15 protein-coding genes are annotated in these 13029 nt (G+C 64.2%); 3 read left to right on the forward strand and 12 right to left on the reverse strand.

Annotated elements, in window-relative coordinates; translation table 11 throughout:
- Nucleotides 1–38 precede the first annotated feature (38 nt).
- The 4 genes from BMI89_RS16480 to BMI89_RS16495 form a co-directional block, all read right to left on the reverse strand.
- Nucleotides 39–881 (reverse strand): ATP-binding protein, encoded by an 843-nt coding sequence (locus tag BMI89_RS16480; protein ID WP_078571944.1) that lies wholly within the window; start codon nt 879–881, stop codon nt 39–41.
- Nucleotides 878–1765, reverse strand: a complete 888-nt coding sequence (gene tatC / locus BMI89_RS16485) for a twin-arginine translocase subunit TatC (RefSeq protein ID WP_078571945.1) — start codon at nt 1763–1765, stop codon at nt 878–880. The genes BMI89_RS16480 and tatC overlap by 4 nt, the downstream gene beginning before the upstream one ends.
- On the reverse strand, nt 1762–2397 hold the full coding sequence (gene tatB / locus BMI89_RS16490) for a Sec-independent protein translocase protein TatB (protein WP_078571947.1): 636 nt from the start codon (nt 2395–2397) through the stop codon (nt 1762–1764). Before tatB ends, tatC begins: the two co-directional genes overlap by 4 nt.
- A gap of 77 nt (nt 2398–2474) precedes the next feature.
- Entirely contained in the window at nt 2475–2702 is a 228-nt protein-coding gene (locus BMI89_RS16495) for a twin-arginine translocase TatA/TatE family subunit (RefSeq protein WP_078520142.1), read from the reverse strand.
- A 187-nt stretch (nt 2703–2889) separates the two neighbouring features.
- Between BMI89_RS16495 and BMI89_RS16500 the strand changes: the two genes are divergently transcribed.
- From BMI89_RS16500 to BMI89_RS16510, 3 genes are all read left to right on the forward strand, one after another.
- Nucleotides 2890–3282, forward strand: coding sequence for an HTH domain-containing protein (locus BMI89_RS16500; RefSeq protein WP_078571948.1), 393 nt, complete (start codon nt 2890–2892; stop codon nt 3280–3282).
- Between the two features lie 40 nt (nt 3283–3322).
- The gene (locus BMI89_RS16505; RefSeq protein WP_078547797.1) at nt 3323–3967 is read left to right on the forward strand and encodes a MarC family protein; all 645 of its coding nucleotides are present in this window, start codon (nt 3323–3325) and stop codon (nt 3965–3967) included.
- 71 nt (nt 3968–4038) lie between these two features.
- A complete protein-coding gene (locus tag BMI89_RS16510) occupies nt 4039–4632 on the forward strand; it encodes a TIGR02281 family clan AA aspartic protease (RefSeq protein WP_078520145.1) in 594 nt (197 codons plus the stop codon).
- A 232-nt stretch (nt 4633–4864) separates the two neighbouring features.
- On the opposite strand, the gene BMI89_RS16515 is transcribed toward BMI89_RS16510, so the two are convergent.
- From BMI89_RS16515 to soxX, 8 genes are all read right to left on the reverse strand, one after another.
- Nucleotides 4865–6100, reverse strand: a complete 1236-nt coding sequence (locus BMI89_RS16515; RefSeq protein WP_078571950.1) for a DUF4147 domain-containing protein — start codon at nt 6098–6100, stop codon at nt 4865–4867.
- A gap of 191 nt (nt 6101–6291) precedes the next feature.
- Complete coding sequence (locus BMI89_RS16520; protein ID WP_078571951.1) at nt 6292–7413, reverse strand: c-type cytochrome; 1122 nt, start codon at nt 7411–7413, stop codon at nt 6292–6294.
- Nucleotides 7394–8704 carry a sulfite dehydrogenase gene (soxC, locus tag BMI89_RS16525; RefSeq protein WP_078520148.1) on the reverse strand — a complete coding sequence of 437 codons (1311 nt, stop codon included), beginning with the start codon at nt 8702–8704 and terminating at the stop codon, nt 7394–7396. Before soxC ends, BMI89_RS16520 begins: the two co-directional genes overlap by 20 nt.
- Nucleotides 8705–8763: 59 nt before the next feature.
- Complete coding sequence (gene soxB / locus BMI89_RS16530; RefSeq protein ID WP_078571953.1) at nt 8764–10455, reverse strand: thiosulfohydrolase SoxB; 1692 nt, start codon at nt 10453–10455, stop codon at nt 8764–8766.
- A gap of 156 nt (nt 10456–10611) precedes the next feature.
- Complete coding sequence (gene soxA / locus BMI89_RS16535) at nt 10612–11472, reverse strand: sulfur oxidation c-type cytochrome SoxA (protein WP_078542821.1); 861 nt, start codon at nt 11470–11472, stop codon at nt 10612–10614.
- Nucleotides 11473–11586: 114 nt separating this feature from the next.
- Nucleotides 11587–11913, reverse strand: a complete 327-nt coding sequence (gene soxZ / locus BMI89_RS16540) for a thiosulfate oxidation carrier complex protein SoxZ (RefSeq protein ID WP_078520151.1) — start codon at nt 11911–11913, stop codon at nt 11587–11589.
- 25 nt (nt 11914–11938) lie between these two features.
- Nucleotides 11939–12361, reverse strand: coding sequence for a thiosulfate oxidation carrier protein SoxY (gene soxY / locus BMI89_RS16545; RefSeq protein WP_078520152.1), 423 nt, complete (start codon nt 12359–12361; stop codon nt 11939–11941).
- Nucleotides 12362–12398: 37 nt separating this feature from the next.
- Nucleotides 12399–12875 carry a sulfur oxidation c-type cytochrome SoxX gene (gene soxX, locus BMI89_RS16550; RefSeq protein WP_078571954.1) on the reverse strand — a complete coding sequence of 159 codons (477 nt, stop codon included), beginning with the start codon at nt 12873–12875 and terminating at the stop codon, nt 12399–12401.
- Nucleotides 12876–13029 lie beyond the last annotated feature (154 nt).

Below are 13029 nucleotides of genomic sequence, written 5' to 3' on the forward strand. Positions count from 1 at the left end.
CCCCCTGCCCGCGACGCCAGTTATGCGGCGAGGCGCGCTTACAGCGCGACGCCGCGCCGCCCGGCCAGATCGGTAAAATACTGCCATGCCACACGGCCCGAACGCGCCCCGCGCGTGGCCTGCCATTCGATGGCCTCGGCGCGCAGTTCCTCGTCGGAAATCTCCACGCCGTAGCTGTCGCAATAGCCGCGGATCATCGTGAGGTATTCGTCCTGCGAACACGGGTGGAAGCCCAGCCACAGACCGAAACGGTCGGATAGCGAGACTTTCTCTTCCACCGCCTCGGACGGGCTGATCGCGGTCGAACGTTCGTTCTCGATCATGTCGCGCGGCATCAGGTGACGCCGGTTCGACGTGGCATAGAGGATCACGTTCGCGGGCCGCCCCTCGATGCCGCCATCCAGCACCGCCTTGAGCGATTTGTAATGCTGATCGTCATGGCTAAACGAGAGGTCGTCGCAGAACAGGATGAAGCGCATCTCGGGCGCGTCGCGCAGATGCGCGAGCAGACGGCCGACCGAGGGCAGATCCTCGCGCGCGAGCTCCACCAGCTTGAGCGGCAGCCCCTCGGCCACCGCCGCCGCGTGGGCGGCTTTCACGAGCGAAGATTTCCCCATCCCGCGCGCGCCCCAGAGAAGCGCATTGTTCGCCGCCGCCCCGCGCGCGAATTGCAGCGTGTTGGCCAGCAGCGTGTCGCGCGAGCGGTCGATGCCGTGCAGCAGGCTCAGGTCGACCCGGTTCACCTGCGCCACGGGCTCCAGCCGATCCGGCGCGGTGTGCCAGATGAAGGCATCGGCAGAGGCGAAGTCCGGCGCGGGCTGCGGCGCAGGCGAGAGCCGCTCCAGCGCCGAGGCGATGCGGGTCAGCGCCGCGTCACTCATGCCTTGCCGTCCTTCTCGTCCGCGTCGTCATCGCCCGCTTCGTCCTCGTCATCGTCCCATTCGTCGGGGTCGATCCAGGTGCCTTCGGCGCGCATCCGGGCTTCGCGGGTCTTCTCGATCCGTTTCACAAGCTGGATCGACACTTCGTAGAGACCATAGACCACCGTGAACAGGATGACCTGAGAGATCACATCCGGGGGCGTGGCAATCGCCGCCACCACGAGGATCGCGACCACGGCATATTTGCGCATGTTGCCGAGACCTTCGGAGGATACGAGCCCCGCCTTGCCCATCAGCGACAGCAGGACGGGCAGCTGGAAACAGATCCCGAAGGCCATGACGAACTTGATCGTCAGGTTGAGATATTCCTGCACCGAGCCCTGGAAGCCGATCGCGGCCATCTCGTTCGCGCCCGAAGTCGCGCCGATCTCGCCCTGCTGGAAGCCGAGGAAGAAGTTAAAGGCCAGCGGCAGGATGATGTAATAGGCAAACGCCGCGCCAAGGAAGAACATCACCGGCGAGGCGACCAGGAAGGGCAGGAACGCGTTCTTCTCGTTGCGATAGAGGCCCGGCGCCACGAACCGCCACATCTGATAGGCGATGATCGGGAAAGCCAGGGCGAAACCGCCGAGGAAGGAGATGTTGATCGCGACGAAGAAGCCTTCCTGCAGTTTGATCAGGTAGAGGCCGCATTGCTCGCCGCGCGATTCCAGTGCCGAGCAGACCGGACGGGTCAGGAAGTTGAAGATCGGGTTCCAGACCGTGTAGCAGACCACCATCGCGACGATGAAGGCCCCCAGCGAATAGAGGATGCGCGTGCGCAGTTCAGCAAGGTGCTCGATCAGCGGGGCCGAGCTTTCCTCGATCTCGTTATTGTCGCTCATGCGTCACCCTTCTTCGCGGCGGGTTTCTTCGCCGCCGTCTTCTTGGCCGCCGGTTTGGCACCGGTTTTCGCGGCGGGTTTACTGCTCGACTTGGTTGCCGGCTTGGCGCTGGATTTCGCTGCGGTCGAAGTGCCCGTCTTGGTGCCAGTCGTCTTGGCGCCAGTCTTGGCTGCGGTCTTCGGCGCGGCTTTCTTCGCAGCGGGCTTGGCCGCCGGCTTGCTTGCCGTCTTGGATGTCTCGGGTTTGGCCGTCTCGGCCGGGCTCGCCTCGGGGTGGGCAGCCTCGGGCTTGGGCGGCTCCGCCTCGGGATCGGGCTTGAGCGAGGTCTTCCCGCTCTCGGACCGGCCCGGCTCCCATTTCTCGAACGCATCGGTCGCTTTTTCCAGCGCGTCGAGCCCGAGCGATTTCTTGGACGCCAGCGATTTCAGATCGCGCACGGAGCCCGCGGCTTCATCGAGCCCGGTATCCTTCGCCGCATCTTCCATCGCCCGCGAAAACTCGCGCCCCATCGCCTTGGCCTTCGCAGTGATGCGGCCAAGCTGGTGGAACATCTTGGGCAGGTCTTTCGGCCCCACCACGATCAGCGCCACGACGCCGATCAGCAGAAGCTCGCTCCAACCGATGTCTAACATGAGTGCTCAGGCCTCCGGCCGATTGAGGACGCAAAGGCAAACGGGCCGCGGCCCGCAAACCCCGAATGCGATCAGGCTCAGGCCTTGTCTTTTTCTTTCTGGACTTCGTCAGCCGGGGTCACGTCACGTGCCTCGTCGACGGTGCCGTCCTCGATTTCTTTCGAGCCGTCGCTCACACCTTTCTTGAAGGCGGTGATGCCTTTGCCGACTTCACCCATGAGCGAGGAAATCTTGCCGCGGCCAAAAAGAACCAGAACCACGACGGCGATCAGAAGAAGGCCGGGAAGGCCGATATTGTTGAGCATTGTTGTCTCTCCTCTGGTCACGGGCCCGCCGCCCGCGCCTTATGTCGGTCCCGAGTTTTAGGATCATGCGGGCCTCAATCCTAGACCGATTCCGCCCAAACGGGGCTTTGAGGGGCAGATTACTGACAGTTCATTGTCAGTTGCCCTCCCTCGCGTTACCCTTCCCGCGACCCGATCGGAGAACCCCATGACCCGCGACGAGCGGCTGCAACAGATCATCGCCATCCTGCGCGACGGCAAGATGCATCGTGCCAGAGATCTGGCCGAGCGGCTGGGCGTTTCGGTCCGCACGATCTGGCGCGACATGGCTGAAATCTCGGCCTATGGGGTGCCGGTCGAGGGCGAACGCGGCGTGGGCTACATCCTGCGCCGGGCCGTGGGCCTGCCACCTCTGGTGCTGACCCGAGAGGAGCTGGCCGCGCTCGATCACCTGCTCGATCTGGCCGAGGCGGTGGACGATCCGCGCCTTGCCGGAGGGGCCGCAAGCCTGGCCACGAAGATCCGCGCCGCCCTGCCCTCGGCACCCGCCGAAGCCTCTCCCGAAGACGCCGGGGAAGGACTGGCGGGGGATCGGGGATGACGCTAGGCTCGCCTGCGAAACTTGGAAGGGATGCCCCCACGTGATCGGTGCCGAATACATCACTGCTTTCGTGACGCTTTTCGTCATCATCGATCCGATCGGGCTGGCCCCTGTCTTCATCGCGCTGACGCTGGGCGAAAGCCACCGCGCGCGTCTGCGCATCGCCTTCCGCGCGCTCATCATCGCCGCCGTCCTGCTGACGCTGTTCGGTATCTTCGGCGACAAGATCCTTGCCGGGATCGGTATCTCCATGCCCGCCTTCCGCATTGCGGGCGGAGTACTTTTGTTCCTCACCGCGCTCGACATGCTGTTCGAGCGCCGCACCAAGCGCCGCGAGGCGCAGGGCGAGGAGCACGAGGCCGACCCCGAAACCGATCCGTCCGTCTTCCCGCTGGCGACGCCGCTGCTGGCCGGGCCCGGCGCGATGGCCACGATGATCCTGCTGGCAGGGCGCGAGGGCGGCGACTGGCTGCATGTCGTGGCGATCATCGCCATGATGCTTCTGGTGCTGGGCTGTGTCCTCGTGATGTTCCTGCTCGCCACCCCGATCGAGCGCGCGCTGGGGCGCACCGGCACGATGGTCGTCACCCGGCTTCTGGGGATGCTGCTGGCCGCGCTGGCGATCCAGTTCATCCTCGACGGGCTGCACGGTGCGGGGTTGATGGGCGGCGTCCCGACAAGCTGAGGCAATCCGCCCTCTGGGAAAGTCACCTGAGCGGACCTATCTGAAAGAGATCGGTAGGGGTAACGAGGATCATGGTGGAGACGATCATCAGCGAAAACTGGGGACGGCTGGTCTATCTGAGCCTCCTGCTCGTCGCCGTGGGCGGGTATTTCGTGCTGGAGATCCGCCGCCGCCCCGGTCGCACCATGCAACAGGCCGCGATCTGGGGGCTGATCTTTCTCGGCACGCTCGCCGCGGTCGGGCTTTGGACCGATATCCAGCGGCAAGTCTCGATCCCCGATCAGGCGGTGATGCGCGATGGCCGGATCGAGGTGCCGCAAGCGCCCGACGGGCATTACTACCTCACCGCCGAGGTCAACGGCACGCCGATCCGCTTCGTCGTCGACACCGGCGCGAGCCAGATCGTGCTGACCCAGCGCGCCGCCGAGCGCGCGGGTATCAACACTTCCGATCTCGCCTATATCGGGCAGGCGCGCACCGCCAATGGCATCGTCGCGACCGCGCCGGTGCGGCTGGAGCGCTTCGATCTGGGGCCGATCCACGACAGCAACCTGCGCGCCGTGGTCAATCGCGGGTCGATGGATACCTCGCTTCTGGGCATGACCTATCTCACCCGCTTCGCGAAGGTGGAATTCGCACGGGGCACGCTGATCCTCGAACGCTGAGGGGGCCCGGCCCGCAATCGTCGCGATGCTGCCTTTTTTGCGCCTCAATCTTTGCCGAGGGTCCGAGGGCGCCCGCCGCTCAGGCCGCGCCACTCAGGCTTCGTTACGAGGAAAACACGCATGGTTGCTTTCGACACCCTCGCTCTCGCGATCATCACCGTCGCCGCCATTCGCGAAGCCTATCTCCGCCTGCGCCCGATGATGCGCTCCGCCGAAGCAGAGCGCGGCTAAGCTAGCCTTTCACCAGAACCGCGAGATCGGCCACATTCGTGCCGGTCGCCCCCGTCATCAGCAGCGCATCGGCCGCCTGCAGAACGTGATAGCTGTCATTGCGCGCAAGCGCCGCATCGCAATCGACGCCCGCCGACCGCGCCGCCGCGCAGGTCTGCGGCCCCACCAGACCACCCGCCGCATCCGTCGGCCCGTCACGGCCATCGGTGCCGCCCGAGAGGAAGCGCCACGCGCCCTCGATCCCGGCCGCCTCCGCCGCGCAAGCCACCCGAAGCGCCAGCTCCTGATTGCGCCCGCCGCGGCCGTCACCCTTGATAGTAACGGTGGTCTCACCGCCCATGACCAAAGCGCCTGCGGGCATGTCGCGCAGCAGAGCCACGATCTGCGGCGCGAGATCGGCCACGTCCCCGTCGAGCGCGAAGGGCGCCGCCTCGGCTCCAGCCGAGACCATCGCCGCGACCGACAGCCCGTTCGCCCCGATCAGACGGTTACGGGCAGCGGGCAAAGCGGGCTCGGCGCCCGAGGCCTCAAGATGCGCCTGCACAGGGGCGGGCAAAACCTTCCAGATCCCGAGATCACGGCAGAGCTGCGCCGCCTCGGCTCGCGTGCCGATCGGCTCGACCGTGGGCCCCGAGGCAATCACGCGCAGATCGTCGCCCGGCACGTCGGACAGGATCAGTCCCGTCACCGGGGCCGCGCTGGCAAGCAGCCAGCCGCCGCCCTTGAGCTGGGACAGCTGCTGGCGGATCAGGTTCATCTGCGTGATATCCGCCCCACAGCCGAGCAGCAGGCGGCTGACTTCGGCCTTGTCCGACAGGCTCAGCCCCTCGGCAGGCGCGACGGCCAGCGCGGAGCCGCCGCCGGAGATCAGCGCCAGAACGCGATCCTCCGGCCCACAGCCCTGCAGACATTCCAGGATCGCGCGCCCTGCCCGCTCGCTGCCGTCTCCCGGCACGGGGTGGTCGCCCGCGATCAGCGTGACGCCCGCGCGCGGGGTCGCCGCTTCGGCATTCTCGGGATTGGTGACGACCAGCGCCTGCGCCTCCTCGGGCAACGCGTCCAGCGCCGCGGCAGTCATCGCCAGCGCCGCCTTGCCGAGCGCGATCACCTGCCAGCGCCCGCCCGGTCCCGGCGGGTTCTCCATCGCCCAGCCCATCGCGCGGGTCACCCCCGCTGCCGGGTCGGCCGTCTTCACCCCGATGTCGAACAATTCGCGCGCGCGTGCTTCCAGATCCATTCCTGCCCCCTTGGTTTGGTGCAAGTATCCCCGGGGAGCGGCGGGCTGCAACCCCGCCGGCGGAAGGCAAGCCAGACGCGGCACGAAATGAAAAGACGCCCGCGGGGAGCGCGGGCGTCGAAACACGATCAGGCGGAAGGCCCCTGTCGGTTTAAGTGAGCGGGGACCGAAGCCCCCGCCCGGGGAGGGTATTAGCCACCTTGGCTCTCGATGTAGGCGAGTACCGCCTTGACGTCTTCGGGGTCTTTCAGACCGGCGAAGGACATCCGGTTCTTCGGAATGTAGCCCTTCGGATCGGCGAGATACTCCTCGACCGTTTGCTCGGTCCAGACCAGACCGTCCTCGCCGTGCTGCTTCATCGCGCTCGAGTATTTGAAGCCATCAGCCGTCCCGGCCTGACGCCCGATCAGCCCGTTGAGCACCGGACCGACGCGGTTCTTCGCGTCTTCGCCGACTTGGTGGCAGGCCTTACACTTCTTGAAGACCTTCTCGCCAGCCGCGACCAGCTCCGGGTCAGCCGAGAGGCTTTCCGCCGGTGCAGCCTCTGCCTTGGCTTCCTCCGCAGCCGCCGGAGCGTCCTGCGCCGGAGCTTCGGCAGTGTCGGTTTGGGCCGTATCGCTTTGGGCAGTGTCGGTTTCGGTCGCAGTATCGGCAGCCGCCGTGTCCTCGCCGTTGCCCTCATCGGGGGTCACGTCGAGAATGGTCGCCTTCTTGGTGATCTGCACGTCGGTCTTACAATCGCTCATGCAAGCGGCTTCCGAGAACTTCGGCACTTCGACCTCATCGCGGTTATCCACGATGAACCCATCCGCGTTCGGCATCTCCACGTCGAGGAAGTTATCCTTCGTGAGGACGAAATCGTCCTCCACGAGATAGTTCGAGTAGAGGATGTAGGCGACGATGGCGTAGGTCTCGTCGACGGTCAGCGTCTGCGCGTTGCCGAACGGCATCGAGCGGTGCGCATAGTCCCAGACGGTCGACAGGTAGGGCCAGTAGGAACCGACGGTCTTCACCGGGTCCTTGTTGGCCAGCGTTCCGTCGCCCCCGGCCAGTTTCGGCCAGTTGTCGACACCCTCGGCGAAGTCGCCGTGGCACGCCGCGCAGTTGTCGGCGAAGATTTTCTCACCATCGGCAACCGAACCCGAACCTTCGGGAAGGTTCTTGCCATCGGGGAAGACCTCGACGGTCCAGGCGTTGATTTCCTCGGGCAGCGCTTCGCGCCCCAGACCGTATTTCTCGGCCAGAGCGGGCGTCGCGACGAGCGGAGCGGCCAGAAGCGTGGCCAGCAGCAGATTACGACGACACTTCGACATTCTCGGACTCCCCGTTTTCCTTGACCCACCAGGTCTGGATACCGTTGTTGTGATAGACCGAATTCTCGCCACGGATCGCGCGGAGCGCGTCCTTGGTCGGCTGAACGTAGCCGGTGGAATCGGTAGCGCGGGACTGAAGGAGCATCTCCGAACCGTCCCAGTCGATCTCGAGGTAGAAGCGCGAGACCGCCTTGTCGGTGCCCGGCTCGGCCAGACGGGCTTCCTGCCAGTTCGCACCGCCATCGATCGACACGTCGACCTTGGTGATGTGACCGCGACCCGACCAGGCCATGCCGGTGATGACCAGCGGGCCCTTGCCGTGCTTGATCGGCATCTGCGGGCTGGGCGAGGTAACGACCGATTTGGCGTCCATGACCCAGGTCCACTTGCGCGACGTGCCGTCGGCGAGCGTGTCGGTGTATTTCGAGGTTTCTTCGCGCGACTGCACGGCCTCGTCGGTGACTTCGAGGCGACGCAGCCACTTCACCCACATGTTGCCTTCCCAGCCCGGAACCACGAGGCGCACCGGATAGCCGTGCTCCTTGCGCAGCGCCTCGCCGTTGGCCTTGATGGCCACGAGACAGTCGTCGAGCGCCTTCTCCAGCGGGATCGAGCGGCCGTTCGAGGACGCGTCGGCGCCTTCGGCATAGACCCACTTGTCCTTGATCTGGTCGCCGAGATTGGTGATCCCCGCTTCTTCGAGCAGCGTCCGCAGCGGGATGCCCGAATATTGCATGTTGTGGATCATGCCCTGGGTGAACTGCGCACCGTTGAGCTGTGCCCCAGCCCATTCCATGCCCGAGTTCGCCGCACATTCGAGGAAGTAGGTACGGTTCTCACGCGGGAAACGCTCCAGATCCTCGTAGGTGAAGACCAGCGGCTTATCGACGAGGCCGTTGATCATCAGACGATAGTCTTCCTTCTTCAGCTCGATCGCGCCCGAGTGGTGACGCTCGAAGGCGCAGCCGGTGGGGGTGATCGTGCCGTCGAGGGCGTGGATCGGCGTGAAGTTGATCGACGAAATCGTATCCGCCGTCAGCCAGCCGACATTGCGGCGGATGACGTCATCTTCGAATTCGATCGGCAGGCCATAGGGGGTTGCATCGACCCCGTCGCCCCAGCCCGAAGCCCAAGGCTGAACTTCGGTGATCAACGGATCGGGTTGGGTTTGCGCGCGTGCGGCACCAGCACCTGCGGCCATCGCACCGACCGCAGCCCCTGCGCGGAGGAACCCGCGGCGGCTGAGGGCGGCATTGGTGGCCGGGTTGCCCTGGCGTTCCTTGTCGTCCATGTGTTTTCCTCCAGTCTCTAACCCCCTGCGGGGCGCAATCATCGACGGGCGGGACCGGCTTAAACGCCGGTCACGACCACCGAGTCATTCGGTTTCAAGTCAACGGTTTTGATCTTGCGCAGGTGATCGGCGATCACGTCCCAGATCTGCGGCCCCTCGGTGCCTTCGTTGACCGAGGCCCAGCCCGTCACGACGTAGTTGCGTGCCGGGTCGATATCGGAGCCGTCCTTCAGGAGCGTCATGTTGGAAATCCGCTCGCCGATCGGCTTCGAAACGTCGATGTGGTAGCCCATGCCACCCACACGAACCATGTCCCCGCCCTGCTGGTAGTAGGGGTCGGAGTTGAAGATGTTGTCGGCCACGTCTTCGAGAATGGTCTTGATCAGCTCGCCCGTCATCTCGGTGCGATAGTTCTCGCCATAGGTCATCGAAGTGGCGTTGAGCACGTCTTCCATGGTGATTTTCTGACCGGGGATCAGCGAGGGCCCCCAGCGCACGCCCGGGCTCATCGCGATCTCGGCGTCCTGCTCGGACAGCATCGCTTCGCAGATCAGGTCGTCCCAAGTGCCGTTGAAGTTGCCGCGGCGGTAGAGCAGCGAGTTCGTCTCACCCACGACTTCCTCGAGCTCGGCCTTGTAGGGCTCGCGATGGCCCATGATGACGTCGGTCATCTCTTTGTCGGGCTCGATCACGTCGGAGAAGATCGGGATCAGCTTGTGGCGGAAGCCCATCATCTTGCCGTCGCGCACGTCGAGATCGACGCGGGAGACGAATTTGCCGTTCGAGCCCGAGGCGATCAGGATCGTCTCGCCCACGAGGACCGGCTCCGGAATGGCGTCATGGGTGTGACCGGTGAGGATCACGTCGATGCCCTTCACGCGGCTCGCCATCTTGTGGTCCACGTCGAAGCCGTTATGCGACAGGCAGACGACCAGATCGACGCCCTTTTCGCGGACCTCGTCGACCACCGCCTGCATACGCTCTTCGCGGATGCCGAAGGAGTAGTCGGGGAACATCCAGCCGGGGTTCGCGATCGGCATGTAGGGGAAAGCCTGACCGATGACCGCGATCTGCGTGCCGTTGCGCTCGAAGATCTTGTAGGGCTCGTAGGCGGGCTCGTCCCACTCCGCGTCGAAGATGTTCGCGCCGAGGAAGGGGAAGGGAAGGCCGTCGACGATCTCGTTCACGCGGTCCTGACCATAGGTCCATTCCCAGTGCGAGGTCATCGCCTCGACGCCGAGCGTGTTCATGACGTCGACCATGTTCTGGCCCTTGGTCTTCAGCGCGACCATCGAGCCATGCCAGGTGTCGCCGCCATCGAGCAGCAGCGCGTCGGGGCGCTCGGCCTTGATCGCTTTCACGATCGTCGCCACGCGGTCCATGCCGCCCATTTTGCCGTAGGACTTCGCGAGATCGGTAAAGTTCTCGTAGGTCAGCGCGTAGGCGTCGGGGGTGTTCGGCTCGATGTTGAACATCTTGAGGAAATCCGCGCCGGTGACATGCGGCGGACGGCCCTTGGCCTCACCCACGCCGAGGTTGATTTCCGGCTCGCGGAAATAGATCGGCATCGCTTGCGCGTGGATGTCGGTGATGTGGATCAGCGTGACGTTGCCCAGCGGCTCGAACTGCAGGAGCTGGTCCTGAGTCAGCGACTGCTGTGCCATGGCGCGCGACCAGCGCGACAGGCCCGAAGCACCGAGGATAGTCGAGGCGGCCAAGCTCGCCTGAAGAAATTCCCGCCGGGAAATCATGCGATGTGTCTCCTTCTTCTCACCGGGCCCGTGCGCCCGGCGGTCGTTTCATTCGGGTAAATTGACAAACAAATTCAGACAGATATTAAAAATTGAATATGTTGAAACGAAACGCGCGGGACAGGGAGGCCCCTGCCCCGCGCATCAAGTCAAAGGTCAGGGACGGACGCCGCCGCCCTCGATGTCGAGACCCAGGCCGCGCGAGGCGACGTAGAGCTCAAGATTGCGGAACTCGTCCGAACCGGGGCTGTAGGTTTCCGCACGCGTGTCGCGGATACAGCCTTTGAAGCGGTTGTGGATCGACACCACGCCCGCGTTCTTCAGACGGTAGACCGGGAAGCCCTGAATCTGGCCCTGGCTGAGGTGGTCAGCGCGGATGTAGTTGCCGTAGTTCTCTTCGTGGCACGACGCGCAGGACAGTTCGAGCTGACCGTAGCGGGTGTAGTACATCTCCTTGCCCTTCTCCCAGAAAGGCTGGGCGTCGCCGTCGATCTTGACGCTGACGGGCATGCCACGCGACTCGACCGCGATCGCGGTGGTCATGTTGTGCATCGGAGCGCTGTCCCAACCCCAGGCTTCGGCGCCCATACGGTTGGTGCGGCAATCGTTGATGTAATCTTCCATCGACCACAGTTTGCCGGCTTCGTTCACCTTCGGCATCGAGGCGCGGACGCCTTTCATGCCTTCGCTGATGTCGCCGTGGCAATCCGCGCAGGATTTGCCTTCGGAGCCATCGGCGGTCGACCAGGTTTCCTGGCCTTGCTCGGCAAAGATCATGATCGGGTTATCGAAGTCGTCCTGTTCCATCGCGCGGGTCTCGTCCGTGCGGAAGAGCCAGCCGGAATAGACCTCGTCGAGGTGCCCTTCGAGGTGATCGGCGGCGGGCGCCTTCACCGTGATCGGGGTGTCGCCGTTGATGACGAGTTCGTCGTCAGCCATTTCGGCGTGCAGCGCCGCGGTGCTGAGCGCGAAGGCTGCAGTGGCGGCTAGGATGGTGCGGCTGGTGCGCAACGTCATATTCTGTGTCCTCCCTGGGTGTGCCCCGCGCCCATCGATCTCCCCAAACAGGCGCGGTTCTCTGTTCTTGGTGAGGCGGCGCGCTCCCTCACGCGCCGCTAGCCATTCGGCCGATCAGCTCACTTCGATCTTCTGGCTGTCTTCGTAGGTCGAGCCGTCATCATCGTACCAGGTGAACTTGAACTCACCCGATTCCGGGACTTTCGCCTCGAATTCGATGTAGGGGTTCGTCGAGATCGCCGGCTCGAGGGTCACGTCGACGACGTTCTCACCGTTGAAGTCGCAGGTGAAGCGATTGATGATCTCGCGCGGGATGACGTTGCCGTCTTTATCCTTGCGCTGACCCGATTCCATCGGGTGCGAGATCAGGGTTTTGATGGTGATCGTGTCACCGGCCGAAGCTTTTTTCGGCACTTTTACGCGGGGTCTCACGCCTTTCATGGTCTTGTCTCCTCAGATACCGAATTTAGCCGCCGCAGCCGCCGATGGTGACCTTCACGGTCGATTTCGCCTGGACGAAGCTACCGTCAGCCATCTTGGCAACAGCGATCACGTCCTGGGTCTTCGAGAGGCGAATGCGGGTCGAAGCCATCTGCGAGCCAGCCAACGGACCGAACTTGAAGGTCACGACGTCGGGCGTCGGGTTGCCGGTCGCGAAGACCGCGATCTCGGTTGCGCCGGGCGCATCCACGGAGATCGGAACGGTGTTCCCGTTCTCGGCGATTTCCGGCGCGGTCAGGGTGACGCCGTCACCCATTGCGGCATCGGCGCCGCCGGTGAACTTGGCGATGGCGTCGGCACCGGCATCGGCCAGCGCGGGCAGCGGCAGCATGGAAGCGGCAACGCCGCCCATCGCCAGCGCCAGCGCGTCACGTCTGGTCATGGTCATGTTGTATCTTCTCCTCTCGGGTTTGTCGTTCAGAGGGTCACTCGTCCTTGAGGGTCATCAAGAAAGCGACCACATCCTCAACCTGTTGTGCATTCAAAATCGGCGGCAGATCGGCAGGCGCAGCCTTGCCGGTGTAACCATCGCCGGGGCGAATGAAGGGACCGGTTTTATACATCGCCGGCATTACCGTGCCCTCGAACGTGTGCTTGGCATCGACGACGATGCCGCGCAGCTGCGACTCGTCCCAGCGGTCACCGGCACCGTTCAGTTCCGGGCCGACATTGCCTTGGAACGACGCGTCGAGCGCCGAGACCTTATGGCAGGCCACGCAGTTGCCCAGCGACTTGGTCGCCGCGACTTCTGCGCCTTTAGCTGCATCGCCCGGCTGGCCGGTCAGCGACTCGGCCACCGCGCCCACATCGGTGAATTTGACATCCATCGGCGCGGTTTCTGCGATCGCGGCGCTGGCTGCGAAGGTGACGGCCATTGCGGCCCACGCAACGTGGCGTTTCATAGAAGTCCTCCCAAATTCTCTCCCTGACTCACTTTTAAGCGAGCGCGCTACAGTGGTGCAATGGATAAATTCAAAAAACCGCATATTTTCCAATATGTTCACTCGGATATATCGAAGCATACAGCCGTATACCCACGATTTTTTTAGCAAAATC

The organism is Thioclava sp. F36-7 (assembly GCF_002020075.1).
Taxonomy (GTDB): domain Bacteria; phylum Pseudomonadota; class Alphaproteobacteria; order Rhodobacterales; family Rhodobacteraceae; genus Thioclava; species Thioclava sediminum.

What these genes read in the sequence shown, in the direction of transcription:
- soxY (WP_078520152.1), bottom strand. Translation starts at nt 12,361, where the DNA reads ATGACCATGACCAGACGTGACGCGCTGGCGCTGGCGATGGGCGGCGTT.
- soxX (WP_078571954.1), bottom strand. Translation starts at nt 12,875, where the DNA reads ATGAAACGCCACGTTGCGTGGGCCGCAATGGCCGTCACCTTCGCAGCC.
- soxA (WP_078542821.1), bottom strand. Translation starts at nt 11,472, where the DNA reads ATGACGTTGCGCACCAGCCGCACCATCCTAGCCGCCACTGCAGCCTTC.
- BMI89_RS16500 (WP_078571948.1), top strand. Translation starts at nt 2,890, where the DNA reads ATGACCCGCGACGAGCGGCTGCAACAGATCATCGCCATCCTGCGCGAC.
- BMI89_RS16510 (WP_078520145.1), top strand. Translation starts at nt 4,039, where the DNA reads ATGGTGGAGACGATCATCAGCGAAAACTGGGGACGGCTGGTCTATCTG.
- BMI89_RS16495 (WP_078520142.1), bottom strand. Translation starts at nt 2,702, where the DNA reads ATGCTCAACAATATCGGCCTTCCCGGCCTTCTTCTGATCGCCGTCGTG.
- tatB (WP_078571947.1), bottom strand. Translation starts at nt 2,397, where the DNA reads ATGTTAGACATCGGTTGGAGCGAGCTTCTGCTGATCGGCGTCGTGGCG.
- BMI89_RS16520 (WP_078571951.1), bottom strand. Translation starts at nt 7,413, where the DNA reads ATGTCGAAGTGTCGTCGTAATCTGCTGCTGGCCACGCTTCTGGCCGCT.
- BMI89_RS16480 (WP_078571944.1), bottom strand. Translation starts at nt 881, where the DNA reads ATGAGTGACGCGGCGCTGACCCGCATCGCCTCGGCGCTGGAGCGGCTC.
- tatC (WP_078571945.1), bottom strand. Translation starts at nt 1,765, where the DNA reads ATGAGCGACAATAACGAGATCGAGGAAAGCTCGGCCCCGCTGATCGAG.
- BMI89_RS16515 (WP_078571950.1), bottom strand. Translation starts at nt 6,100, where the DNA reads ATGGATCTGGAAGCACGCGCGCGCGAATTGTTCGACATCGGGGTGAAG.
- soxB (WP_078571953.1), bottom strand. Translation starts at nt 10,455, where the DNA reads ATGATTTCCCGGCGGGAATTTCTTCAGGCGAGCTTGGCCGCCTCGACT.
- soxZ (WP_078520151.1), bottom strand. Translation starts at nt 11,913, where the DNA reads ATGAAAGGCGTGAGACCCCGCGTAAAAGTGCCGAAAAAAGCTTCGGCC.
- soxC (WP_078520148.1), bottom strand. Translation starts at nt 8,704, where the DNA reads ATGGACGACAAGGAACGCCAGGGCAACCCGGCCACCAATGCCGCCCTC.